The organism is Enterobacter sp. 198 (assembly GCF_009025585.1).
GTDB lineage: Bacteria > Pseudomonadota > Gammaproteobacteria > Enterobacterales > Enterobacteriaceae > Enterobacter > Enterobacter ludwigii.
Genome location: NZ_WCIM01000034.1, coordinates 161,431 through 187,914, shown reverse-complemented (window position 1 = coordinate 187,914; position 26,484 = coordinate 161,431). Strand labels below are relative to the sequence as shown.

The window sequence follows — 26,484 nt, the reverse complement described above, 5'->3', positions numbered from 1 at the left end:
ATGGCCCGCGAAAAGATCCAAAAAGCATCACGCCTCTTTTACGTCCGCCATGTTTCAGCCTTTCCCCCTGATTTGTCCGCCCACGGGGGCAGATCAGCAGTAACAAAAGTGTCTATAAGTGCGGCAGAAATGTCCACATTGATTATTTGCACGGCGTCACACTTTCTATTGCAACAGCAATTTAGTCCATAAGATTAGCGGATCCTGCCTGACGATTTTCGCCTCCAGTCTCTAATGTTCTCTCATACCTGTTTTTTGATGGAGCAACACCATGGCAATTGCGATTGGCCTCGATTTTGGCAGCGACTCGGTTCGCGCTCTGGCAGTGGACTGTACAAGCGGCCAGGAAATAGCAACCAGCGTTGAGTGGTACCCGCGCTGGCAAGAGGGGCGCTACTGCGATGCGCCACATAACCAGTTCCGTCACCATCCACGTGACTACATTGAGTCGATGGAAGCGGCAATCAAAACCGTACTGACTGAACTGACCGACGCCCAGCGGGCAGAAATCGTCGGGATTGGCGTCGACAGTACCGGCTCAACGCCTGCCCCTGTGGATGCCGAAGGCCATGTTCTGGCGCTGCGTCCGGAGTTTGCTGATAACCCGAACGCCATGTTCGTGCTGTGGAAAGATCACACCGCCGTTGAAGAGGCCGAAGCCATTACCCGCTTGTGTCACCAGCCCGGTAAAACGGACTACTCGCGTTACATCGGCGGTATTTACTCCAGTGAATGGTTCTGGGCCAAGATCCTCCACGTAACCCGCGCAGACGCATCCGTTGCGCAGGCCGCGGTATCGTGGATTGAACTGTGTGACTGGGTACCAGCCCTGCTCTCCGGTACCACGCGTCCGCAGGATATCCGCCGCGGCCGCTGCAGCGCCGGACACAAATCCCTGTGGCATGAAAGCTGGGGTGGCCTGCCACCGGCGGCGTTCTTCGATGAACTCGATCCCGTCATCAACACGAGTCTGCAATACCCGCTGTTCACCGACACCTTCACCGCCGATATTCCGGTGGGTACGCTTTGTGAAGAGTGGGCGACGCGCCTGGGTCTGCCGCAAAACGTGGCCATCTCCGGCGGGGCGTTTGACTGCCACATGGGCGCGGTGGGCGCCGGTGCCCAGCCAAACACGCTGGTGAAGGTTATCGGCACCTCCACCTGCGACATTCTCACCGCGGATAAAGCCAGCGTAGGCGATCGGGCGGTAAAAGGCATCTGCGGCCAGGTTGACGGCAGCGTCGTACCGGAGTTTATCGGTCTGGAAGCGGGTCAGTCCGCCTTTGGCGATATCTACGCCTGGTTTGGCCGCGTGCTGGGCTGGCCGCTGGATCAGCTGGCGGCGGCACATCCTGAGCTGAAGACCCAGATTGCCGAAAGTAAAAAGCAGCTTTTGCCGCAGCTCACCGCCGCGTGGGCAAAGAATCCTTCTCTCGATCACCTGCCGGTGGTGCTCGACTGGTTCAACGGTCGCCGTACGCCATTTGCCAACCAGCGCCTGAAAGGGGTGATCACCGATCTTAACCTCGCTACCGACGCGCCAGCGCTGTTTGGCGGCCTGATTGCCGCAACTGCCTTTGGGGCGCGCGCCATTATGGAGTGCTTCACCGAGCAGGGCATCGACGTCAACAACGTGATGGCACTGGGCGGCATCGCCCGTAAAAACCCGGTAATCATGCAGGCCTGTTGTGACGTGCTGAACCGTCCACTGCAGATTGTCGCCTCCGATCAGTGCTGCGCCCTCGGTGCAGCGATCTTCGCGGCCGTTGCGGCAGGCGTTCATGCCGATATCCCGACCGCGCAGCAGCACATGGCGAGCGCTGTCGAAAATACCCTCCAGCCGCGTGCTCAGCAGGCGCAGCGTTTTGAACAGCTTTATCAGCGCTATCAGCAATGGGCAAAAAGCGCCGAACTTCACTATCTCCCTGTCGCCGCCCCGGCCAAACACACCGCGGACACTACGGCAACCCTGACACATTAAGGACACAATAATGACCATTTTTAATAATTATGAAGTGTGGTTTGTCATTGGCAGCCAACATCTGTACGGGCCGGAAGCGCTGCAACAGGTGACGAAACATGCTGAGCACGTGGTCAACGCGCTCAATGCAGAGGCTAAACTGCCGTGCAAACTGGTGCTCAAACCGCTCGGCACGACCCCGGATGAGATCACGAACATCTGCCGCGACGCGAACTACGACGATAAATGCGCCGGCATGGTAGTGTGGCTGCACACCTTCTCACCGGCCAAAATGTGGATCAACGGTCTGGCCATCCTCAATAAACCACTGATGCAGTTCCATACCCAGTTCAACGCGTCCCTGCCGTGGGACAGCATTGATATGGACTTTATGAACCTGAACCAGACCGCGCACGGCGGCCGTGAGTTCGGCTTTATCGGCGCACGTATGCGCCAGCAGCATGCGGTCGTCACCGGCCACTGGCAGGATCAGCATGCGCAAAAACGTATCGGCTCCTGGATGCGCCAGGCGGTGTCCCGACAAGATACTCGCCACCTGAAAGTGGTGCGTTTCGGCGACAACATGCGTGAAGTGGCGGTCACCGACGGCGATAAAGTTGCCGCACAGATTAAATTTGGTTTCTCGGTGAATACCTGGGCCGTGGGCGACCTGGTGCAGGTGGTGAATGAAATCAGCGATGGCGACGTAAGCGCGCTGGTCGACGAATACGAAAGCAGCTACCGTCTGACCCCTGCGGCACAAATTCACGGTGACAAACGCCAGAACGTGCTGGATGCAGCACGTATCGAACTGGGCATGAAACGCTTCCTGGAACAGGGTGGCTTCCATGCCTTTACCACCACCTTTGAAGACCTCCACGGCCTGAAACAACTGCCCGGCCTGGCGGTACAACGTCTGATGCAGCAGGGCTACGGCTTTGCCGGCGAAGGCGACTGGAAAACTGCCGCTCTGCTTCGCATTATGAAAGTGATGTCAACCGGTCTGCAGGGCGGCACCTCCTTTATGGAGGACTACACCTACCACTTCGAAAACGGCAACGACCTGGTACTGGGCTCGCATATGCTGGAAGTGTGTCCTTCCATTGCCGTTGAAGAGAAACCGATCCTCGACGTGCAGTACCTTGGCATTGGCGGAAAAGCCGACCCGGCACGTCTGATCTTCAACACCCGTACCGGTCCTGCCATCAACGCCAGCCTGATTGACCTTGGCGACCGTTTCCGCCTGCTGGTGAACTGTGTGGATGCAGTTGAAACCCCGCATTCTCTGCCAAAACTGCCGGTCGCCAACGCCCTGTGGAAAGCGCAGCCTGACCTGCCAACCGCCTCGGAAGCCTGGATCCTGGCCGGTGGCGCGCACCACACCGTCTTCAGCCACGCGCTGGATTTGAACGACATGCGTCAGTTCGCCGAACTGCACGACATCGAACTGACCGTCATTGATAACGATACCCGCCTGCCCGCGTTCAAAGACGCGCTGCGCTGGAACGAAGTCTATTACGGTTCAAAACGTTAACAGGGGAACCTTTGGCCTGCCGCAGGGCGGGCCTCTTTTCCTGGAGGATTGCATGTTAGAAGATCTCAAACGTCAGGTACTTGAAGCCAACCTGGCGCTGCCCAAACACAATCTGGTGACGCTGACCTGGGGCAACGTCAGCGCCGTTGACCGCGAGCACGGCGTCTTCGTGATAAAGCCGTCAGGAGTGGATTACACGGTAATGACCGCAGAAGATATGGTTGTCGTCAGCATCGCCACGGGCGAAGTGGTGGAAGGAAAGAAAAAACCCTCCTCCGACACGCCAACGCATCGCCTGCTCTACCAGGCCTTCCCGACCATTGGCGGTATTGTGCATACCCATTCGCGTCATGCGACCATCTGGGCGCAGGCCGGCCAGTCCATTCCGGCGACCGGAACCACGCACGCAGACTACTTTTACGGCACCATTCCCTGCACCCGTTTGATGACTGATGAAGAGATCAACGGCGAGTATGAGTGGGAAACCGGCAACGTTATCGTCGAAACGTTTGAAAAACAGGGTATCGACGCTGCGCAAATGCCCGGCGTGCTGGTGCACTCCCATGGACCTTTTGCCTGGGGTAAAAACGCCGAAGATGCGGTACATAACGCGATTGTGCTGGAAGAGGTCGCGTATATGGGCATCTTCTGCCGCCAGCTGGCACCGCAGCTTCCGGATATGCAGCCAACCCTGCTGGATAAACACTACCTGCGTAAACATGGCGCAAAAGCCTATTACGGGCAGTAAACTGTATATATACCCAGCGTAAAATATTCAACCAGGCTATAATCAAGCCTGGTTTTGTTTTATGGGATAGCGGCGTGGCGCAGGCGCAAGAAGGTTTTTTACTTACCCGACACTGGCGGGATACTCCTCAGGGCACCGAGGTGGCATTCTGGCTGGCGACGGACAACGGCCCGCTGCACGTGACCCTGCCGCCGCAGGAGTCCGTGGCTTTTCTCCCGAACGATCATGTTGAGAAAGTAAAGCAACTGCTGCGCGGTGAAAATGGCTGGCGCCTGACGCCGCTTGAACTGAAAGATTTCCACCGTCAGCCCGTACATGGCCTCTACTGCCGCGCCCATCGCCAGCTGATGCGTTATGAAAAACTGCTGCGCGACGCTGGCGTGACGCTGTACGAAGCCGATATCCGCCCGCCAGAACGTTTTCTGATGGAGCGGTTTATTACCGCCCCCGTCTGGGTCGACGGCACCGCGCAAAACGGCAGCCTTATTAATGCCCGTCTCAAACCCAACCCTAGCTACCGGCCGCCGTTGAAATGGGTCTCGCTGGATATCGAAACCACTCGCCACGGTGAGCTGTACTGTATCGGCCTTGAAGGCTGCGGGGATCGGGTTGTTTATATGCTTGGCCCCCCGAATGGCAACGCATCCGCGCTGGATTTCCGGCTGGAGTATGTCAACAGCCGGCCACAGCTTCTGGAAAAGCTAAACCAGTGGTTTGCCGATCGCGATCCCGATGTGTTGATCGGCTGGAACGTGGTGCAGTTCGATCTGCGCGTGCTGCAAAAACATGCTGAACGTTACCGCATCCCCCTGATGCTGGGGCGCGGAAACAGCGAGCTGGAATGGCGCGAGCACGGTTTTAAAAACGGTGTGTTTTTCGCGCAGGCCAATGGCCGCCTGATTATCGACGGCATTGAGGCGCTCAAATCTGCCTTCTGGAATTTTTCCTCTTTCTCTCTGGAAGCGGTGGCGCAGGAGCTGCTCGGCGAAGGGAAATCCATCGACAATCCGTGGGACAGAATGGATGAAATCGACCGGCGCTTTAACGAAGACAAACCGGCGCTCGCCACCTACAACCTGAAAGATTGTGAACTGGTGACGCAGATTTTCCACAAAACGGAGATCATGCCCTTCCTGCTCGAGCGCGCGACGGTGAACGGCCTCGCCGCTGACCGGCACGGTGGCTCCGTGGCCGCCTTTAGCCACCTCTATTTCCCGCGTATGCACCGGGCGGGCTATGTCGCCCCCAACCTCGGTGACGTGCCGCCGCAGGCAAGCCCAGGCGGTTACGTGATGGATTCCCGGCCCGGGTTGTATGACTCCGTGCTGGTGCTGGACTACAAAAGCCTCTATCCGTCCATTATTCGCACCTTCCTGATCGATCCCGTCGGGCTGGTGGAAGGGATGGCGCAGCCTGACGATTTGCACAGCACAGAAGGTTTTCTCGGGGCCCGCTTCTCACGGGAAAAGCACTGTCTGCCGGAAATCGTGGGAAACATCTGGCACGGTCGCGACGAGGCTAAGCGTCATGGCAACAAGCCCCTTTCTCAGGCGCTGAAAATTATCATGAACGCGTTTTACGGGGTTCTGGGGACCAGCGCCTGCCGCTTCTTCGACCCACGACTGGCGTCATCTATCACCATGCGCGGGCACGACATCATGCGCCAGACCAAAGCGTTGATTGAATCCCAGGGTTATGACGTTATTTATGGCGATACGGATTCCACCTTTGTCTGGCTTAAGGGCGCGCATTCAGAAGAGGATGCCGCGCGAATCGGCAAATCACTGGTGACTTTTGTGAACGCCTGGTGGCAGGAAAGTTTGCAAAAAGAGCGGTTAAGCAGCGCGTTAGAACTGGAGTTTGAAACCCATTTCAGCCGCTTTTTAATGCCCACCATTCGCGGTACCGACCAGGGCAGTAAGAAGCGCTACGCCGGTCTTATTCAGGAAGGTGACAAGCAGCGAATGGTCTTTAAAGGGCTGGAAACCGTACGCACCGACTGGACGCCGCTGGCACAGCAGTTTCAGCAAACGCTTTATCTGCGTATCTTTCGCAACGAGCCTTATCAGGACTACGTGCGTGAAACAATTGCCAGCCTGATGGCCGGTGAACTCGACGCCCAGCTGGTGTACCGCAAGCGCCTGCGCCGCCCGCTGGCGGAATACCAGCGCAACGTTCCGCCGCACGTCCGCGCCGCGCGCCTGGCGGATGAGGAGAACGTGCGCCGGGGGCGTGCCCCGCAGTATCAGAACCGGGGAACCATCAAATACCTCTGGACCACCAGCGGCCCGGAACCCGTGGATTACCAGCACTCGCCTCTGGATTACGAGCACTATCTTACGCGTCAGCTTCAGCCGGTCGCGGACGGAATTTTGCCCTTCATCGACGACGACTTTGCTACACTAGTGACAGGGCAACTTGGCCTATTTTGACACGTGACGAAATGGCTGCCATCCAGTACCATAGCGCCCTTTCCATTCCCGGACCCATTTTTCAATGACTGTCATTTTTGACGGTGGTTGAACTATTGCCTGCAATTTACGATTAGAGCCGAACAAATATGCCTTTTACACTTGGTCAACGCTGGATCAGCGATACAGAAAGCGAACTTGGATTAGGAACCGTGGTTGCCGTGGATGCACGAATGGTTACCCTCCTTTTCCCTGCTACCGGTGAAAACCGCCTGTACGCCCGCAATGATTCCCCTGTGACCCGCGTGATGTTCAACCCGGGTGACACCGTGACCAGCCACGACGGCTGGCAGCTAAAGGTCGAAGACGTAAAAGAAGAGAATGGACTGCTCGCCTACATCGGGACTCGCCTGGACACCGACGAGGCCAATGTCATCCTGCGTGAGGTGCTGCTCGACAGTAAACTGGTATTCAGTAAGCCGCAGGATCGCCTGTTTGCCGGGCAAATCGACCGTATGGATCGCTTCTCCCTGCGCTATCGCGCACGCAAGTTCCAGAGTGAACAGTACCGTATGCCGTGGAGCGGCCTGCGCGGTCAGCGTACCAGCCTTATTCCCCACCAGCTGAACATCGCCCATGACGTGGGCCGCCGTCACGCACCTCGCGTACTGCTGGCAGATGAAGTGGGTCTGGGGAAAACCATTGAAGCGGGCATGATCCTGCATCAACAGCTGCTTTCCGGCGCAGCCGAGCGCGTGCTGATTGTGGTACCCGAAACCCTGCAGCATCAATGGCTGATCGAGATGCTGCGCCGCTTTAACCTGCGTTTCGCTCTGTTTGATGACGAGCGCTATGCAGAAGCCCAGCACGATGCGGACAACCCGTTTGAAACGGAACAGCTGGTGATCTGCTCTCTGGATTTCGTACGCCGCAGCAAGCAACGTCTTGAGCATCTGTGCGACGCCGAATGGGACCTGATGGTGGTCGATGAAGCGCACCATCTGGTCTGGAGCGAAGATGCACCAAGCCGGGAATATATGGCTATCGAACAGCTTGCCGAGCGCGTACCAGGCGTCCTGCTGCTGACCGCAACGCCGGAGCAGTTAGGTCTGGAGAGCCACTTCGCCCGTTTGCGACTGCTCGATCCAAACCGCTTCCATGACTTTGAGCAGTTCGTTGAAGAGCAGAATAACTACCGTCCGGTCGCCGATGCCGTTGCCCTGCTGCTGGCGGGTAAACATCTCTCGAATGACGAGCTCAACACCCTGAGCGATCTGATTGGCGAGCAGGATATTGAGCCTCTGCTGCAGGCGGCCAACAGCGACAGTGACAACGCGGATTCCGCGCGTAAAGAACTGATCGATATGCTGATGGATCGCCACGGCACCAGCCGCGTCCTGTTCCGTAACACCCGTAACGGGGTGAAAGGTTTCCCGAAACGCGAACTGCATACCATCAAATTGCCACTGCCGACGCAGTACCAGACGGCCATTAAAGTTTCCGGCATTATGGGCGCGCGCAAAACTGCAGAAGAGCGTGCACGCGACATGCTCTACCCTGAACAGATTTACCAGGAATTTGAAGGCGATACCGGCACCTGGTGGAACTTCGACCCGCGTGTTGAGTGGCTGATGGGCTATTTGACCGCGCACCGTTCTCAGAAAGTGCTGGTGATCTGCGCCAAAGCAGCCACCGCACTGCAGCTGGAGCAGGTCCTGCGCGAACGCGAAGGTATTCGCGCCGCCGTGTTCCACGAAGGGATGTCCATCGTCGAGCGTGACCGTGCCGCGGCATGGTTTGCAGAAGAGGACAGCGGTGCCCAGGTTCTGCTGTGCTCTGAAATCGGGTCTGAAGGCCGTAACTTCCAGTTTGCCAGCAACCTGGTGATGTTCGATTTGCCGTTCAACCCGGATCTGCTGGAACAGCGTATCGGCCGTCTGGATCGTATTGGCCAGGCGCATGATATTCAGATCCACGTTCCTTACCTGGAAAAAACCGCCCAGTCCGTTCTGGTGCGTTGGTTCCACGAAGGTCTGGATGCGTTTGAGCATACCTGCCCGACCGGCCGCCCGATTTACGATCAGGTGCACGCCGATCTGATCGGCTACCTGGCCGCGCCAGAGAACACCGACGGGTTTGATGAACTGATCAAAGCCTGCCGTGATAAGCATGAAGCGCTGAAATCTCAGCTGGAACAGGGCCGTGACCGCCTGCTGGAGATCCACTCCAACGGCGGTGAAAAAGCCCAGGCGCTCGCTGAAAGCATTGAAGAGCAGGATGATGACACCAGCCTGATCAGCTTCTCCATGAACCTGTTCGACATCGTTGGCATAAACCAGGACGATCGTGGCGAGAATTTGATTGTCCTGACCCCGTCCGACCATATGCTGGTCCCGGATTTCCCTGGCCTGCCGGAAGATGGATGCACCATCACCTTTGAACGTGATGTGGCGCTGTCGCGCGAGGATGCGCAGTTCATCACCTGGGAGCACCCGTTGATCCGCAACGGTCTGGATTTGATCCTCTCAGGCGATACCGGCAGCAGCACCATCTCGTTGTTGAAAAACAAAGCGCTGCCAGTGGGTACCCTGTTGCTGGAACTGATTTACGTTGTCGAAGCGCAGGCGCCGAAACAGCTGCAGCTCAACCGCTTCCTGCCGTCAACGCCTGTGCGTCTGCTGCTGGACAAAAACGGCACGAACCTCGCCGCTCAGGTTGAATTCGAGAGCTTTAACCGCCAGCTGAGCGCCGTGAACCGTCATACCGGCAGTAAGCTGGTCAACGCGGTACAGCAGGATGTGCACGCTATTCTGCAGCTGGGTGAAACGCAGATCGAAAAAGCGGCCCGGGTGCTGATTGATGCCGCACGTCAAGAAGCCGACGACAAACTGTCCGCGGAACTCTCCCGTCTGGAAGCGTTGAAAGCGGTAAACCCAAACATCCGCGATGACGAACTGGCGGCGATCGAGAGCAACCGTCAGCAGGTGCTGGAAAGCCTTAATCAGGCTGGCTGGCGTCTGGATGCCCTGCGTCTTATCGTTGTGACGCATCAGTAAACGGAGCGCAAGATGGTGATGGAGCCTTACAATCCACCTCAGGATCCCTGGCTGGTGGTGCTTTATCAGGATGAGCACATTATGGTGGTCAACAAGCCCAGCGGCTTGTTGTCCGTGCCAGGGCGTCTGGATGAGCACAAAGACAGTGTGATGACGCGTATTCAGCGTGATTATCCTCAGGCGGAGTCTGTCCATCGTCTGGACATGGCCACCAGCGGTGTGATTGTAGTGGCGCTGAATAAAGCGGCGGAACGCGAGCTGAAACGCCAGTTCCGCGATCGCGAGCCGAAAAAGCAGTATGTCGCACGTGTCTGGGGGCATCCTCAGCCGGCGGAAGGGCTGGTGGATTTACCGCTGATCTGCGACTGGCCGAACCGACCAAAACAAAAGGTCTGTTACGAAACCGGCAAAGCAGCACAAACCGAGTATGAAGTGCTGGAGTACGCGCCAGATAACACTGCGCGCGTACTGCTTAAACCGATTACCGGGCGCTCGCACCAGCTGCGTGTCCATATGCTTGCGCTGGGGCACCCGATACTGGGGGACAGATTTTACGCGCCGCCCGATGCACTGGCGCTGGCGCCACGCCTGCAGCTGCATGCGCAGACGCTCACCATCACCCATCCGGTTTTTGGCAATGCAATGACGTTTAAAGCCCCAGTCGACTTCTAAAAAAAAAGGCCCGACAGTGTCGGGCCTTTTTTATTTGAAACTTTTCTTCTCTTTAATCAACTCGTACGCTTTCTGAATTTCCTGCGCTTTTTGCTTCGCCATCTCCATCATCTCCGGCGGTAAGCCTTTCGCGACCAGTTTGTCCGGGTGGTGCTCACTCATCAGCTTACGATAGGCACGCTTGATGGTGGTCACATCGTCCGATGGCTTCACCCCCAGCACGTTACAGGCATCCTCCAGCGTCGGACCCCGCTGCGCCTGCTGCCAGGCACCGCCAGAGGACTGCTGGTGATAGCCGCCGCCAAACTGCGCACCGCCCTGCATCATGCGCAGGAACTGGTCGAACTGCATACGGGAGATGCCCAGTTCTTCCGCAATAACGTATAAAACATCGCGTTCATTCGGATGAAGTGAACCATCGGCAAACGCCGCCTGGATTTGGATCTCCAGAAACATCCGAATTAAATCAAAACGGCCGAAGCAGATGCTGCGGAACTGACGCATTTTATCGCGCAGCGGATAATTATCCGCTTTACCGATGCGAAACGCATTTTGTGCCGCGAGACGGGAGTCACCATGCAGATTCATGCGGTCCATAAAGACGCTGGCTATCTGAATATCGGCTTCCGTCACACGCCCTTTTGATTTGGTTAAGTGCCCCATCACCTCAAACGTGGTGGAGAAAAAGAGGGACTGACGCTCACGCTGATTGGCAAACCAGGCCATTTTGCGGCTGCGAGCCTTATCAAACATATGGCCGATAATAAGCCCCAGTACGATCCCCCAGAACCCGGCACCCATGATGATGGCGAACGCAACGCCGATTATTTTACCCCAATACTGCATATACTCCCCGGTTAGTCATGTTCCTGGCCGACGCAACGTCATCATCACAGTGTTCAAGCCACGGTCAATTGAAGGACATCGCCTATAATTTGCTTTATCATACTCGTCATTCGATAGCGAGCCTAACACTCTGGCGCGCAAACGGGCAGGATTAACGCTGGTACTGCGCTGATGAGTAAGATAGTCTCTGAACGTTTGTAAGCCGTAGCCACTGATGACGGAACAATAAAATACAACGTATGAAAAAACGTATCCCCACCCTCCTGGCCACAATGATTGGCACCGCCCTGTACAGCCAACAGGGACTGGCGGCCGATCTCGCCTCGCAGTGTATGCTTGGCGTCCCAAGTTATAATCGTCCACTGGTAAAGGGCGATACGAATAGCTTGCCGGTAACCATTACTGCCGATAGCTCTAAAGGCACATATCCTGACAATGCGACATTTACTGGCAATGTGGATATTAACCAGGGCAACAGCCGTCTGCAGGCAGATGAAGTGCAATTACACCAGAAGCAGCCGGAAGGTGCGGCCGAGCCGGTACGAACGGTGGATGCGCTGGGTAATGTGCACTATGACGACAATCAGGTCATCCTGAAAGGTCCGAAAGCCTGGTCAAACCTGAATACCAAAGACACTAACGTCTGGGAAGGTGATTACCAGATGGTAGGTCGCCAGGGGCGCGGTGATGCAGACCTGATGAAACAGCGCGGCGAAAACCGCTATACGATTCTGGAAAACGGCTCCTTCACGTCCTGTCTGCCCGGGTCTAATACCTGGAGCGTGGTCGGAAGTGAAGTCATCCATGACCGTGAAGAGCAGGTTGCCGAGATCTGGAACGCCCGCTTCAAGCTCGGTCCGGTACCCGTTTTCTACAGCCCTTATCTGCAGCTTCCTGTGGGTGACAAACGCCGCTCAGGTTTCCTGATCCCGAATGCCAAATACAGCACCACGAACTACTTTGAGTTCTATCTGCCGTATTACTGGAACATCGCGCCCAACATGGACGCCACGATCACGCCGCACTATATCCATAAGCGCGGCAACATTATGTGGGAAAACGAGTTCCGCTACCTGACACAGGCGGGCGCTGGCCTGATGGAACTGGATTATCTGCCGTCGGATAAAGTCTTCCAGGATGAACATCCAACAGAAGGTGATAAACACCGCTGGTTGTTCTACTGGAAACATGCCGGGGTGATGGACCAGGTCTGGCGGTTTAACGTCGACTACACCAAAGTCAGCGACCCTTACTATTTCAACGACTTTGACTCCAAATACGGGTCCAGTACCGATGGCTACGCCACGCAGAAATTCAGCGTGGGATACGCTATTGAGAACTTCGACGCTACGGTCTCTACCAAGCAATTCCAGGTCTTTAGCAGCCAGAACACAAGTACTTACGGTGCAGAACCGCAGCTGGACGTTAACTGGTACCAGAACGATGTTGGTCCGTTTGACACCCACGTGTACGCCCAGGCCGTGCACTTCGTTAACACCAACTCGGATATGCCGGAATCCACGCGTGTTCACCTCGAACCAACCATCAATTTGCCGGTGTCAAATGACTGGTCGAGCCTGAATACCGAGGCCAAACTGATGGCCACCCATTACCAGCAGAAGAATCTCGACTGGTATAACAACCGTTACGGTACCGATCTCGAAGAATCCGTGAACCGCGTCCTGCCGCAGTTCAAAATGGACGGCAAACTGATCTTCGAACGCGATATGGGTCTTCTGGCGGAGGGTTATACCCAGACGCTTGAGCCACGTATGCAGTATCTGTACGTCCCGTATCGCGATCAGAGCAACATTCAGAACTATGACTCCTCATTCCTGCAGTCTGACTACAGCGGTCTGTTCCGCGACCGTACCTACGGTGGCCTCGACCGTATTGCGTCAGCAAACCAGTTAACGACCGGCGTCACAACGCGCGTTTATGATGATGCCGCCGTTGAACGTTTTAACGTTTCTGTTGGTCAAATCTACTATTTCACCGAGTCCCGGACCGGTGATGACGACATTAACTGGGAGAAAGACAACAAAACGGGTTCTCTGGTGTGGGCGGGTGATACTTACTGGCGTATGACCGATCGCTGGGGTTTACGTGGGGGTGTGCAGTACGATACGCGTCTCAACAACGTCGCGACAAGCAGTGCGGCGATTGAATACCGTCGTGATGAAGACCGTATGCTGCAGTTGACCTATCGTTACGCCAGCCCGGAATATATTCAGGCCACGTTGCCAAACTATGCGAATACGGATCAGTACAAAGACGGCATCTCGCAGGTGGGTGGCGCAGCGAGCTGGCCAATCGCCGATCGCTGGTCAATCGTCGGTGCTTACTACTTTGACACCAACACCAGTAAACCTGCTGACCAGATGGTTGGTCTGCAATATAACTCCTGCTGCTACGCGCTGCGTGTCGGTTACGAACGTAAGCTTAACGGCTGGGATACCAAGAATGAACAGGGCAAATACGATAACGTGATTGGCTTTAATGTCGAACTGCGCGGCCTGAGCTCCAACTACGGCCTGGGCACGCAGCAGATGCTGCGCTCGAACATTCTGCCGTACCGCAGTTCCTTGTAATGTGCTTAATTTGCAACGTAATCCGCTTTGCGGTTAATTGAAATGGAAAAAGTATGAAGAACTGGAAAACGCTGCTGCTCGGTGTCGCTATGGTTGCGAATACCAGCTTCGCGGCCCCCCAGGTTGTTGATAAGGTCGCCGCTGTGGTTAACAACGGCGTCGTGCTCGAAAGCGACGTTGACGGTTTGATGAAATCTGTGAAGCTCAATTCGGGTGAAGCAGGTCAGCAACTTCCGGATGACGCTACCCTGCGCCACCAGATCCTGGAACGTCTGATCATGGATCAGATTGTCCTGCAAATGGGTCAGAAAATGGGTGTGAAGGTCACTGACGAGCAGCTCGATCAGGCCATTGCTAACATCGCGAAGCAGAACAACATGAGCCTGGACCAGATGCGCAGCCGTCTGGCCTATGATGGCATCAGCTATGCAACGTACCGTAATCAGATCCGTAAAGAGATGCTGATTTCGGAAGTGCGCAACAATGAAGTCCGTCGTCGCGTCACGATCCTGCCTCAGGAAGTGGACGCGCTGGCAAAACAGGTGGGTAACCAGAATGACGCCAGCACCGAACTGAACCTGAGCCACATTCTGATCCCGCTGCCAGAGAACCCAACCTCCGACCAGGCTGCGGAAGCTGAAAGCCAGGCGCGTTCGATTGTCGAGCAGGCACGTAACGGCGGTGACTTTGGCAAACTGGCCATCACCTACTCCGCTGACCAACAGGCGCTGAAAGGCGGCCAGATGGGCTGGGGACGTATCCAGGAGCTGCCTTCCATCTTTGCTCAGGCGCTGAGCACGGCGAAGAAAGGTGACATCGTGGGTCCCATCCGTTCAGGCGTGGGCTTCCACATCCTGAAAGTGAACGATCTGCGCGGTCAGAGTCAGAACATTTCGGTTACCGAAGTTCACGCTCGCCATATTCTCCTCAAGCCGTCACCTATCATGACTGACGATCAGGCGCGCGTGAAACTGCAACAGATTGCTGCAGACATCAAGAGCGGGAAAACCTCGTTTGCGAATGCCGCGAAAGAGTTCTCTCAGGATCCCGGCTCTGCTAATCAGGGCGGCGATCTGGGCTGGGCGGCCGCGGATATCTACGATCCTGCGTTCCGTGACGCACTGATGAAGCTGAACAAAGGCCAGATGAGCGCCCCGGTGCACTCCTCCTTCGGCTGGCATCTGATCGAACTGTTGGATACCCGCAATGTTGATAAAACGGACGCGGCGCAGAAAGACAGAGCCTACCGCATGCTGTTTAACCGTAAGTTCTCTGAAGAAGCAGCAACCTGGATGCAGGAACAACGCGCCAGCGCTTATGTGAAAGTACTGAGCAACTAATGAAACAGCATCGTGTTGTGATCACTCCCGGCGAACCTGCCGGGATTGGGCCTGACCTCGTTGTCCAGCTCGCCCAGCGCAGCTGGCCGGTGGAACTGGTTGTCTGCGCTGATGCAACACTGTTACAAGACCGGGCAACGCTGCTCGGTCTGCCTTTAACGCTCATCCCCTACGTTGAAGGCCAGCAGCCTGCACCACAGCAAGCCGGCACGCTTACGCTTCTTCCTGTTCCACTTCGTACTCCCGTCATCCCGGGTCAGCTCAGTACCGAAAACGGCCACTATGTTGTAGAGACGCTGGCGCGTGCCTGCGACGGTTGCCTGAAGGGCGAATTTGCCGCCCTGATCACCGGTCCCGTGCACAAAGGCGTTATCAACGAGGCGGGGATACCGTTTACCGGGCACACGGAGTTCTTTGAAGAGCGCTCGCACAGCCCGAAAGTGGTCATGATGCTGGCGACAGAAGCAATGCGCGTTGCCCTCGTGACGACCCATTTGCCCATCAGGGCCATTCCGGATGCCATTACTCCGTCTCTTTTACGGGAGATCATTGGGATCCTGCATCACGACCTGCAAACCAAATTCGGCATCAAACAGCCGCATGTGCTGGTCTGCGGGCTGAACCCGCACGCCGGTGAAGGCGGACATATGGGAACCGAAGAGATCGACACCATTATTCCGGTGCTTGAAGAAATGCGGGCAAAAGGGATGAACTTAAGCGGGCCGTTGCCTGCCGATACCCTTTTCCAGCCAAAATACCTGGATAATGCGGACGCCGTGCTCGCGATGTACCACGATCAAGGCCTGCCCGTGCTAAAATACCAGGGCTTTGGCCGCGGGGTGAATATCACCCTCGGTTTACCTTTTATTCGAACGTCCGTTGACCACGGTACTGCGCTGGATCTGGCAGGCCAGGGGAAAGCGGATGTCGGCAGTTTTATTACGGCGCTTAATCTCGCCATCAAAATGATTGTTAATACTCAATGACTAATCGAGTCCATCAGGGCCACTTAGCCCGAAAACGCTTCGGGCAAAACTTCCTCAACGATCAGTTCGTGATCGACAGTATCGTGTCTGCCATTAATCCGCAGAAAGGTCAGGCTATGGTCGAAATCGGCCCGGGTCTTGCCGCTCTGACTGAACCCGTAGGCGAACGCCTGGACGAACTGACCGTTATCGAACTCGACCGCGATCTCGCCGCACGCCTGCAAACTCACCCGTTCCTGGGGCCAAAGCTGACGATTTATCAGCAGGATGCCATGACCATGAACTTTGGTGAGCTGTCGGAAAAAATGGGCCAACCGCTGCGCGTGTTCGGTAACCTGCCGTACAACATTTCCACACCGCTAATGTTCCACCTGTTTAGCTATACTGATGCCATTGCCGACATGCACTTCATGTTGCAAAAAGAGGTGGTTAACCGTCTGGTTGCAGGGCCGAACAGTAAAGCGTATGGTCGTTTGAGCGTGATGGCGCAATATTTCTGCAACGTGATCCCGGTGCTCGAAGTACCGCCAACCGCCTTTACGCCGCCACCAAAAGTGGACTCTGCGGTAGTGCGCCTTGTACCGCATAAAATAATGCCGTACCCGGTGAAAGACCTGCGCGTGCTGAGCCGCATTACTACGGAAGCGTTTAACCAGCGCCGTAAAACGATCCGTAACAGCCTGGGCAATCTGTTTACCGTTGAAGTGCTGACTGAGTTGGGTATTGACCCGGCAATGCGTGCAGAAAATATTTCCGTAGAACAGTACTGCAAGCTGGCTAATTACATCAGCGAAAATGCGCCGCCGAAGGAGAGTTAAGCCATGATTGATTCGCCCCGCGTATGTGTCCATGTACAAAGCGTTTATGTTGAATCCCAGTCCTCACCGGATGAAGAACGTTTTGTCTTCGCTTACACCGTGACCATTCGCAATCTGGGGCGGATGCCTGTGCAACTGCTTGGGCGCTACTGGCTTATCACCAACGGCAACGGCCGCGAAATCGAAGTTCAGGGTGAAGGTGTGGTTGGTGAACAGCCCCACATCGACCCTGGCGAAGAGTATCAATATACCAGCGGTGCCGTGATCGAAACGCCGCTGGGCACCATGCAGGGCCATTACGAAATGGTCGACGTCGATGGCAATGTGTTCCGCGTTGCTATTCCTGTGTTCCGTCTCGCCGTTACAACACTCATTCATTAATCTAATGTCTACATATCTGATTGGCGACGTTCACGGTTGCTACGATGAACTGATCGCATTGTTAAAACAGGTCGACTTTACGCCTGGACAAGATACGCTCTGGCTGACGGGCGATTTAGTGGCGCGTGGCCCTGGCTCGCTGGACGTTCTACGCTTCGTCAAATCACTGGGCGACAGCGTGCGCATGGTACTGGGCAATCACGATCTGCATTTGCTGGCCGTCTTTGCCGGGATCAGTCGCAACAAACCCAAAGATCGTCTCTCGCCTTTGCTGGATGCCCCGGACGCGGATGTTCTCATCAACTGGCTACGCCGCCAGCCGCTGCTGCAGATCGATGAAGAGAAAAAACTGGTCATGGCGCATGCCGGGATCACCCCTCAGTGGGATCTTGAGACGGCGAAAACCTGTGCGCGTGACGTTGAAGCGGTGCTGGCAAGCGACTCGTATCCTTTCTTCCTCGACGCGATGTACGGCGATATGCCGAATCACTGGAGCGAAGATCTTAGCGGTCTGGCCCGCCTGCGCTTTATTACGAACGCTTTCACCCGCATGCGTTTTTGCTTCCCGAACGGGCAGCTGGATATGTATTGCAAAGAGACACCGGAAAGCGCACCTGCGCCTCTTAAACCGTGGTTTGCCATTCCCGGTCCGGTGACCAACGCCTATAACGTGGTGTTTGGCCACTGGGCGTCGCTTGAAGGGAAAGGTACACCGGAGGGGATCTACGGTCTCGATACCGGCTGCTGCTGGGGTGGAGAGTTAACCTGCTTGCGCTGGGAAGATAAAACGTACTTTGTTCAGCCATCCAACCGACAGCTGGACTTAGGGGAAGACGAGGCCGTTGCCTCCTGATGATGATTTCCCTCCCCCGGACGGGAGAGGGACATTCACTTAGCGACGTTCCAGAATTTCGAAGCAGTAGCTGTGGGAGTTCTGCGCATCCGCGTCGTGGAATTCACTGAAGACAGATTCCCACTCATCAGGATCGTAGTCCGGGAAATGCGTATCCCCTTCCACTTCCGCATCAATATGGGTCAGATACAGCTTCTGTGCTTTCGGCAGGAACTGTTCGTACACACGCCCACCGCCAATCACCATGATCTCTTCGGCATTACCGCATGCGGCAATGGCCTCGTCTACGGACTTCACCCATTCGACGCGATCGTCAGTGCCAGGCTGGCTACTGATAACGATATTTTTACGGCCCGGTAATGGACGACCAATCGACTCCCAAGTCAGGCGGCCCATCACTACCGGCTTGTTTAACGTAGTACGTTTAAACCATGCGAGATCGGCAGGCAGGTTCCACGGCATGGCATTTTCCATACCGATAACACGGTCCACCGCCAGCGCTGCAATCAGACTGATCATTGAAAATTTCCCGGATGCAAAAAATTGCCGCCACTATACGGAAAGCTTAATCTTTCGTCGACTGGCGGCTGAGTAAAGATAGAGAAATTTTTTAATATTGCTGGCAACTCCACTTCACGCGGAAGGTTTACTCTCCGGTTCGTCCGCCGGATCGCCGGTATGCTTGCCCTCTTCCGTGCCCTGCCAGCCGTGACGCTGGATAAGCGACAGGTGATTGCGGTCCTCGTTAATGATTTCCGTCAGCATCGCGCTGGTGCGTTTAAACACCGCTGCACGCTCGGTGGCTGTGCTGCCCGCCATCGCCACCATCTCTTCCACCATCTCGGTGTTAAAGCGGCGGAACAGGTCCGCACGTTCACGGGCTTCATAGGCACCTAGCCCCAGATTTTCCAGCGCCATCCGGCCAGACTTGAGCGCACCTTCGAACGTTTCACGCTCTGGCGCCTCCACACCTGCCTGACGCAGCCGGATGTAGTGATCCACATCGCGGGCGCGAGAGATAATGGTCAGCTCGGGGAAGTGTTCCTTGACCAGCTCCACCATCTGCATGCTGGTCTCCGGATCGTCGATTGCGTTAATCAACACTTCGGCTTTCGCCGCCCCGGCGGACTCCAGCAGATCGACACGCGTTGCATCCCCGTAAAACACTTTCATGTCGAATTTCCGCAGGGTCTCAACATGGTCGGGATCGTGGTCGAGGATCACCATTTTGACCCCGCTCGACAACAGCAAACGGCCCACGATCTGCCCGAAGCGACCAAATCCGGCGATGATCACCCGTGGCTGCTCCTCGTCGATCTCGTCGGCTTCGCGTTCTTGCTCGCTCCCCGTTTTTTCCAGACGCGCCAGCACCACCAGCAGAACAGGCGTTGCGGCCATCGACAGTGCGACGGCAAGCGTCAGCGCTTTCGCCCACTCAGCATCCAGTACGTTGGCCATCTGCGCCGCGCCAAAGACCACGAATGCAAACTCACTCCCCTGCCCCAGCAGTACGGCAAACCAACGACGCTGCTTGTTGGGCACCTTTAATGGACGCGCTATCAGCCACAACATGCCCATCTTAATGACCAGGAAACCGACCAGCAGGATGAGGATCCGCAGCGGATGCGTTACCAGCGTGCCAAAGTCGATAGACATCCCCACGCCGATGAAAAACAGCCCCAGCAATAATCCCTTAAACGGCTCGATATCACTTTCCAGCGCATGGCGATATTCAGAACTGGCCAGCAGCACCCCTGCCAGGAACGCCCCCATAGCCATCGATAAGCCGGCTTCCTCGAGCAGCAAACCAAAGCCAAACACCAGGAACAGCGCAACGGCACTGAAAACTTCACGCAGGCCGGAGCGAGCGACAAAGCGCAGCAGTGGTCGGGTCACGTAGCGGCCAAGCAGAATAACCAGCGCCAGGGCACCAACCACTTTCAGCGCGGAAAGCGCAAAAGCTCCCATGGTCGTTGAGGCACCGCTTGCGGCCAGCAGCGGGATCATCGCCACCAGCGGGATGGCTGCAATATCCTGGAACAGCAGCACCGAAAACGCGCTGCGCCCCATCTGAGAGACCGTCAGGTTGCGCTCGTTCATTGCCTGCATGGCAATGGCCGTAGAAGAGAGTGCCAGCGTCAGGCCGATGAGTGTCGCGACTTTCCAGTCCATGCCCAGCAGGATACAGAACCCACCCAGCAGCAGACCACAGGCCACCATCTGCAACGCTCCCCCACCAAATACCGAAGCGCGCAGTTTCCATAACCGCCGGGGATCCAGCTCCAGGCCAATTACAAACAGCATCAGCACGACGCCGATCTCAGCGAAATGGAGAATCGCCTCGGCATCAGTCACCAGACGGAAGCCCCACGGTCCAATGACACAGCCGGCAATGAGGTAACCCAGCACCGAACCCAGTCCCAGACGTACCGCCACGGGTACAATCAGCGCAGCCGCGCCGAGGTAAATCAGCGCCTGTATCAGCGTATGGCTATCCATTGTTCGCCTCCTGCCACTCAAGTAACCGTTGTTTATAATGGCGTGCCTGCGCCTGCAACGTCTCATCATCGCAAACGAACGTACAGTGCATCGCAAAAGGAGGGAGCCAGTTCAGCCCACAATAGAGCGCCGTCGCCTGCAGCGGCTGTGACAGCACCTCAAAGCCCGGGAAAGCACCAATATCGAAGTGGCTTTCTCCCCCGCCGGTGGTCACGGCCCACATCAGGCTTTTACCTTTAAGCGCGTGACCGTTGTGGCCATACGCCCAGCCGTGGGAAAAGACTTTATCGATCCACAGTTTGAGGAGCGGAGGGGTGCTGTACCATTGCATCGGATGCTGCCAGATAATTAAATCGGCACGAGAGAGCGCCTCCTGTTCGGCGGCGATATCGATATTAAAATCGGGATATAGTTGATAGAGGGAACGTATCTCTACGTTATCAAGCGTCCTTACCTGCTCAAGCATCCGTTTATTTGCATGCGAGTGATGCGGATACGGATGTGCGTAAATTATCAGAATCATTAATTAGCCTGTTGTTTTACTGCCTTCTTTTACCAAAAGAGTGTAGTCAGTAATTCAACAGGCTAATAGTGAATATTATTGACGGGCTAACGTCAGAAATCTGAACTAGTTATCCAGTTCGCCCATGGATTTCACCTGGTCACGGTTGATCTGTTCAGTTTGACCCGTTTCGGCGTTTTTATAGGAAACCAGACCGGTGTCATCATCGACCTGCGGCTTACCGTCAGTCACTATCGTACGGCCATCCGTGGTTTTTACTGCCTGATTGGATGAACAGCCCGCAATGGTAAACATGGCGGTGGCAGCCAGAACGGACGCGATCAGAAGTTTATTTTGCATGGTGTTTTCCCCTGCTCTCAGTTGAATTTCGTTATCGACCTAACTATTTTAGGCTAACTGACTGAATGCGGTTGGAAAACCAGAAGGTTCTGAAGGTAGGAATAATACCCGGCAGCGAATACTGCCGGGTATGTTGGCTTACTTGTTAATCTGAGCGTGCATTTCCTGAACGGAAATCACCTTCTCGGTGGCATCAGCGTTCAGTGCCATCGCGGTGGCGAAACCACCGTTCAGGGTAGTGTCGTAATGCACTTTGTACTGCAGCGCGCTGCGGCGAATCAGCTTGGAGTCTTCAATCGCCTGACGACCTGCGGTGGTGTTAATGATGTAGGTGTATTCGCCATTCTTGATGCGATCCTGAATGTGCGGACGACCTTCATGCACCTTGTTCACCAGACGCGGATTAATGCCCGCTTCACCCAGCACAATGGCCGTGCCGTGGGTTGCATCCAGCTCGAAGCCCTGTTTTAGCAGCTTAGCCGCCAGGTCAACCACGCGCTCTTTATCACCTTCGCGAACAGAGAGCAGCGCACGGCCAGATTTTTTCATGGTGGAGTTACTGCCTAACTGCGCCTTCGCGAACGCTTCTGCGAAGGTGCGGCCCACGCCCATCACTTCCCCGGTAGAACGCATTTCTGGCCCCAACAGCGGGTCGACGCCCGGGAATTTGTTGAACGGCAGTACCACTTCTTTCACCGAGTAGTACGGTGGGATAATTTCTTTCGTCACGCCCTGCTGTGCCAGCGTCTGGCCCGCCATCACGCGCGCCGCCACTTTCGCCAGCGGAACACCGGTAGCTTTGGAGACGAACGGTACGGTACGTGCTGCACGCGGGTTCACTTCAATCAGGTAGACTTCGTTGTCTTTGACAGCGAACTGGACATTCATCAGACCGCGAACCTGCAGTTCGAAGGCCAGCTTCTGCACCTGCTGGCGCATCACGTCCTGAATTTCCTGGCTCAGGGTGTACGCTGGCAGGGAACATGCGGAGTCACCGGAGTGAACGCCTGCCTGTTCGATGTGCTCCATGATACCGCCAATCAGCACCATTTCGCCGTCACAGATGGCATCCACATCCACTTCAACGGCATCGTCGAGGAAACGGTCGAGCAGAACCGGCGCATCGTTGGACACGCTCACTGCCGTCTGGAAGTAGCGACGCAGGTCAGCTTCGTCGTAGACGATTTCCATCGCGCGGCCGCCCAGCACGTACGAAGGACGTACCACCAGCGGGTAGCCAATCTCTTTCGCCTTCTCAACAGCCATCTCGATAGCGGTGACGGTGGCATTGGCCGGCTGTTTCAGCTTCAGACGGTCAACCGCCTGCTGGAAACGCTCACGGTCTTCTGCACGGTCGATTGCATCCGGGCTGGTACCGATTACCGGCACACCAGCGGCTTCCAGTGCGCGCGCCAGTTTCAGTGGGGTCTGGCCACCGTATTGCACGATAACGCCTTTAGGCTTCTCGATACGCACGATTTCCAGCACATCTTCCAGCGTTACCGGCTCAAAGTAGAGGCGGTCGGAGGTATCGTAGTCGGTCGACACGGTTTCCGGGTTACAGTTGACCATGATGGTCTCGTAACCGTCTTCGCGCAGTGCCAGGGAGGCGTGAACGCAGCAGTAGTCAAACTCGATGCCCTGGCCGATACGGTTAGGACCGCCGCCCAGCACCATAATCTTGTCGCGGTCGACGGACGGGTTCGCTTCACACTCATCTTCATACGTGGAGTACATGTAAGCGGTGTCGGTCGCAAACTCCGCTGCACAGGTATCCACGCGTTTGTAGACCGGGTGCAGGTCATACTGGTCACGCAGCTTGCGGATTTCCGCTTCACGTACGCCCGCCAGTTTGGCCAGACGCGCATCGGCGAAGCCTTTACGCTTCAGTACGCGCAGGAAGTCAGCGTCCAGGCCATTGATGCCCAGGTCCGCGACTCTTTCTTCCAGACGTACCAGCTCTTCAATCTGCACCAGGAACCAGCGGTCGATGTTGGTCAGGTTGAACACGCCATCAACAGAGAGGCCCGCACGGAACGCATCGGCGATGTACCAGATACGCTCTGCGCCTGCGTCTTTCAGCTCGCGGCGAATTTTGGTCAGCGCTTCAGGGTCTTCCAGACTCACTTTCGGGTCAAAACCCGTGGCCCCCACTTCCAGGCCACGCAGCGCTTTCTGCAGGGATTCCTGCTGAGTACGCCCAATCGCCATCACTTCGCCAACAGATTTCATCTGCGTGGTCAGACGGTCGTTTGCGCCGGCGAACTTCTCGAAGTTAAAGCGAGGGATCTTGGTCACAACGTAGTCGATGGACGGCTCGAAGGACGCTGGAGTGCGGCCACCGGTGATGTCGTTCATCAGCTCATCGAGGGTATATCCTACCGCCAGTTTCGCGGCCACTTTCGCAATCGGGAAGCCGGTGGCTTTCGAGGCCAGCGCGGAGGAGCGAGAAACACGCGGGTTCATTTCGATAACAATCAGGCGACCGTTTTTCGGGTTCACCGCAAACTGAACGTTAGAGCCACCCGTTTCTACGCCGATTTCACGCAGTACCGCCATCGAGGCGTTACGCATGATTTGATACTCTTTGTCGGTCAGCGTCTGGGCTGGCGCTACGGTGATGGAGTCGCCGGTGTGGATACCCATCGCATCGAAGTTTTCGATGGAGCAGACGATGATGCAGTTGTCGTTTTTATCACGCACCACTTCCATCTCGTACTCTTTCCAGCCAATCAGCGATTCATCAATCAGCAGCTCTTTGGTGGGGGAGAGATCCAGACCGCGTTCACAAATCTCTTCGAACTCTTCGCGGTTGTAGGCAATACCGCCGCCGGTGCCACCCATGGTGAAGGATGGACGGATAATGCACGGATAACCAACGTCAGCCGCCACGGCCAGCGCTTCTTCCATGGTATGTGCAATACCGGAACGCGCGGTGTCGAGGCCGATTTTCTTCATCGCCACGTCGAAGCGACGGCGGTCTTCAGCTTTATCAATGGCATCGGCTGTCGCACCAATCATGGTCACGCCGAACTCTTCCAGCACGCCCTGACGTTCCAGCTCCAGCGCACAGTTCAGCGCCGTCTGGCCGCCCATGGTAGGCAGAACCGCGTCCGGACGCTCTTTTTCGATGATTTTGCGTACCACTTCCCAGTGAATCGGCTCGATGTAGGTTGCATCAGCCATTTCCGGGTCGGTCATAATGGTGGCCGGGTTAGAGTTCACCAGAATAACGCGGTAACCCTCTTCGCGCAGGGCTTTACACGCCTGGGCACCGGAGTAGTCGAATTCGCAGGCCTGGCCGATCACAATCGGGCCAGCGCCAAGGATCAGGATGCTTTTTATGTCTGTACGTTTTGGCATGGTCTTCTCGGCTCCTGATTATTTAGCGGTCTTACGGTATTGCTCAATAAGTTCGATGAAATGATCGAACAGCGGCGCGGCATCGTGCGGGCCCGGGCTGGCTTCAGGGTGACCCTGGAAGCTGAACGCTGGCTTATCGGTACGATGAATCCCCTGCAGGGTGCCATCGAACAGAGACTTGTGGGTCACGCGCAGGTTAGCCGGCATTGACGCCTCATCCACTGCGAAGCCGTGGTTCTGTGCCGTAATCATTACCGTGTTGTTATCGATATCTTTCACCGGGTGGTTCCCACCGTGGTGACCGAACTTCATCTTCACGGTGTTGGCACCGCTCGCCAGCGCCAGCAGCTGATGACCCAGACAGATGCCGAATACCGGGATATCGGTTTCCAGGAAGGATTTGATGGCGTCGATAGCGTAATCGCACGGTGCCGGGTCGCCAGGACCGTTGGACAGGAAAATACCGTCCGGATTCATCTTCAGTACCTCTTCAGCAGAGGTTTTCGCCGGGACAACCGTCAGGCGGCAGCCGCGGTCGACCAGCATACGCAGGATGTTGCGCTTGGCACCAAAATCGTACGCCACCACGTGGAATGGCAGGTCGCTCTCTTTTTTCGCTTCCGGCAGGTCTCCCGCCAGCGTCCAGCTTCCCTGCGTCCAGCTATAGGCTTCTGCTGTGGTCACTTCTTTCGCCAGGTCCATGCCGTTCAGACCCGGGAAAGCTTTCGCTTTTTCCAGCGCCAGGGCTGCATCGAGGTTATCCCCTGCGATGATACAACCGTTTTGTGCACCCTTCTCGCGCAGCAGACGCGTCAGCTTACGGGTATCGATATCAGCAATCGCCACGATGTTATGGCGCTTCAGGTAGGAAGAGAGGTCCTCGGTATTGCGGTAGTTGCTGGCAATCAGCGGCAGGTCGCGAATGACCAGGCCTTGCGCATGTACCTGAGAGGATTCTTCGTCAGCAGCATTGGTGCCGACATTGCCGATATGAGGATAAGTAAGAGTAACGATTTGGCGAGAATAGGAAGGATCAGTGAGGATTTCTTGATAACCGGTCATTGAAGTATTGAAAACGACTTCCCCAACCGCCGAACCCGTTGCCCCTATGGCCCGACCGATAAACTGGGTTCCGTCTTCCAGAACCAATAGCGCTGACTTAATCAAAACACCCTCCAGAGAATATTCACTCACTTTATTTGCATATTAATTCATAACCGCGTCATGAATCAATGCAAATGTGTTGCCAGCGGATTTTTGGCAAACGGCGGCATTCTGGGGATTTGGTGGCTAAAAGTCAACTTAAAACGGAGATTTGTCATATTCTTTTGCGAGCCTGAGAGAGCCAGGAGAGCTTAAGCGGCAAAAAGATCAGGTAAATCACTGCGGGAAACGCTTGCGCGGCAAGTTTAATGGGAAAGAACGCTTCGTGGCATCAAAAAGTGGACCAGACGGTCAAAATTTACATTCAGATAACACAAAACACATGGAAGAGATGAACTTTAGTGTGCAAATTAATAAAATTACTATGAAACACATAAAATAAAAGGGCAATAAAATATTG

Annotated in this window: 19 protein-coding genes; 12 read left to right on the top strand and 7 right to left on the bottom strand. The window is 55.7% G+C overall.

The window, feature by feature from the left end; translation table 11 throughout:
- The first annotated feature begins 271 nt into the window (after positions 1 to 271).
- From araB to rluA, 6 genes are all read left to right on the top strand, one after another.
- Positions 272 to 1,981: a ribulokinase gene (gene araB / locus F8561_RS23450; RefSeq protein ID WP_151888030.1), complete on the top strand. Its 1,710-nt coding sequence runs from the start codon at positions 272 to 274 to the stop codon at positions 1,979 to 1,981.
- 10 nt (positions 1,982 to 1,991) lie between these two features.
- Positions 1,992 to 3,494, top strand: coding sequence for an L-arabinose isomerase (gene araA / locus F8561_RS23445; protein WP_014168604.1), 1,503 nt, complete (start codon positions 1,992 to 1,994; stop codon positions 3,492 to 3,494).
- Positions 3,495 to 3,546: 52 nt separating this feature from the next.
- Positions 3,547 to 4,242: an L-ribulose-5-phosphate 4-epimerase gene (gene araD / locus F8561_RS23440; RefSeq protein WP_032679615.1), complete on the top strand. Its 696-nt coding sequence runs from the start codon at positions 3,547 to 3,549 to the stop codon at positions 4,240 to 4,242.
- Positions 4,243 to 4,316: 74 nt separating this feature from the next.
- A complete protein-coding gene (gene polB, locus F8561_RS23435) occupies positions 4,317 to 6,674 on the top strand; it encodes a DNA polymerase II (RefSeq protein WP_151888029.1) in 2,358 nt (785 codons plus the stop codon).
- A 128-nt stretch (positions 6,675 to 6,802) separates the two neighbouring features.
- Positions 6,803 to 9,709 carry an RNA polymerase-associated protein RapA gene (gene rapA / locus F8561_RS23430; RefSeq protein WP_151888028.1) on the top strand — a complete coding sequence of 969 codons (2,907 nt, stop codon included), beginning with the start codon at positions 6,803 to 6,805 and terminating at the stop codon, positions 9,707 to 9,709.
- A gap of 12 nt (positions 9,710 to 9,721) precedes the next feature.
- The gene (gene rluA, locus F8561_RS23425; protein WP_014168600.1) at positions 9,722 to 10,381 is read left to right on the top strand and encodes a bifunctional tRNA pseudouridine(32) synthase/23S rRNA pseudouridine(746) synthase RluA; all 660 of its coding nucleotides are present in this window, start codon (positions 9,722 to 9,724) and stop codon (positions 10,379 to 10,381) included.
- A gap of 30 nt (positions 10,382 to 10,411) precedes the next feature.
- Here the strand turns inward: rluA and djlA are convergent, their stop codons facing one another.
- Positions 10,412 to 11,227, bottom strand: coding sequence for a co-chaperone DjlA (djlA, locus tag F8561_RS23420; protein ID WP_014168599.1), 816 nt, complete (start codon positions 11,225 to 11,227; stop codon positions 10,412 to 10,414).
- A gap of 239 nt (positions 11,228 to 11,466) precedes the next feature.
- Between djlA and lptD the strand changes: the two genes are divergently transcribed.
- From lptD to apaH, 6 genes are read left to right on the top strand one after another with little or no spacing between them, the layout of a single operon-like run.
- Positions 11,467 to 13,818, top strand: coding sequence for an LPS assembly protein LptD (gene lptD / locus F8561_RS23415; protein WP_151888027.1), 2,352 nt, complete (start codon positions 11,467 to 11,469; stop codon positions 13,816 to 13,818).
- A 53-nt stretch (positions 13,819 to 13,871) separates the two neighbouring features.
- A complete protein-coding gene (gene surA, locus F8561_RS23410; protein ID WP_014168597.1) occupies positions 13,872 to 15,158 on the top strand; it encodes a peptidylprolyl isomerase SurA in 1,287 nt (428 codons plus the stop codon).
- Complete coding sequence (gene pdxA, locus F8561_RS23405) at positions 15,158 to 16,144, top strand: 4-hydroxythreonine-4-phosphate dehydrogenase PdxA (RefSeq protein ID WP_020882559.1); 987 nt, start codon at positions 15,158 to 15,160, stop codon at positions 16,142 to 16,144. The genes surA and pdxA overlap by 1 nt, the downstream gene beginning before the upstream one ends.
- Positions 16,141 to 16,962 carry a 16S rRNA (adenine(1518)-N(6)/adenine(1519)-N(6))-dimethyltransferase RsmA gene (rsmA, locus tag F8561_RS23400; RefSeq protein ID WP_014168595.1) on the top strand — a complete coding sequence of 274 codons (822 nt, stop codon included), beginning with the start codon at positions 16,141 to 16,143 and terminating at the stop codon, positions 16,960 to 16,962. The genes pdxA and rsmA overlap by 4 nt, the downstream gene beginning before the upstream one ends.
- A gap of 3 nt (positions 16,963 to 16,965) precedes the next feature.
- Positions 16,966 to 17,343, top strand: coding sequence for a Co2+/Mg2+ efflux protein ApaG (gene apaG, locus F8561_RS23395; protein WP_014168594.1), 378 nt, complete (start codon positions 16,966 to 16,968; stop codon positions 17,341 to 17,343).
- A gap of 4 nt (positions 17,344 to 17,347) precedes the next feature.
- Positions 17,348 to 18,196 carry a bis(5'-nucleosyl)-tetraphosphatase (symmetrical) ApaH gene (apaH, locus tag F8561_RS23390; RefSeq protein ID WP_014168593.1) on the top strand — a complete coding sequence of 283 codons (849 nt, stop codon included), beginning with the start codon at positions 17,348 to 17,350 and terminating at the stop codon, positions 18,194 to 18,196.
- A gap of 39 nt (positions 18,197 to 18,235) precedes the next feature.
- Here apaH and folA read toward each other — a convergent pair whose 3' ends face one another.
- The 6 genes from folA to carA all read right to left on the bottom strand — a co-directional run bounded on the left by folA (position 18,236) and on the right by carA (position 26,087).
- Positions 18,236 to 18,715, bottom strand: a complete 480-nt coding sequence (folA, locus tag F8561_RS23385; protein ID WP_008502023.1) for a type 3 dihydrofolate reductase — start codon at positions 18,713 to 18,715, stop codon at positions 18,236 to 18,238.
- Positions 18,716 to 18,829: 114 nt separating this feature from the next.
- On the bottom strand, positions 18,830 to 20,695 hold the full coding sequence (gene kefC, locus F8561_RS23380) for a glutathione-regulated potassium-efflux system protein KefC (RefSeq protein ID WP_040018605.1): 1,866 nt from the start codon (positions 20,693 to 20,695) through the stop codon (positions 18,830 to 18,832).
- Positions 20,688 to 21,218 (bottom strand): glutathione-regulated potassium-efflux system oxidoreductase KefF, encoded by a 531-nt coding sequence (kefF, locus tag F8561_RS23375; RefSeq protein ID WP_020882557.1) that lies wholly within the window; start codon positions 21,216 to 21,218, stop codon positions 20,688 to 20,690. Before kefF ends, kefC begins: the two co-directional genes overlap by 8 nt.
- 105 nt (positions 21,219 to 21,323) lie before the next feature.
- On the bottom strand, positions 21,324 to 21,557 hold the full coding sequence (locus tag F8561_RS23370; protein WP_151888026.1) for a YgdI/YgdR family lipoprotein: 234 nt from the start codon (positions 21,555 to 21,557) through the stop codon (positions 21,324 to 21,326).
- A gap of 138 nt (positions 21,558 to 21,695) precedes the next feature.
- On the bottom strand, positions 21,696 to 24,920 hold the full coding sequence (gene carB / locus F8561_RS23365; protein ID WP_014168589.1) for a carbamoyl-phosphate synthase large subunit: 3,225 nt from the start codon (positions 24,918 to 24,920) through the stop codon (positions 21,696 to 21,698).
- Between the two features lie 18 nt (positions 24,921 to 24,938).
- Entirely contained in the window at positions 24,939 to 26,087 is a 1,149-nt protein-coding gene (gene carA / locus F8561_RS23360) for a glutamine-hydrolyzing carbamoyl-phosphate synthase small subunit (protein WP_020882556.1), read from the bottom strand.
- Positions 26,088 to 26,484 lie beyond the last annotated feature (397 nt).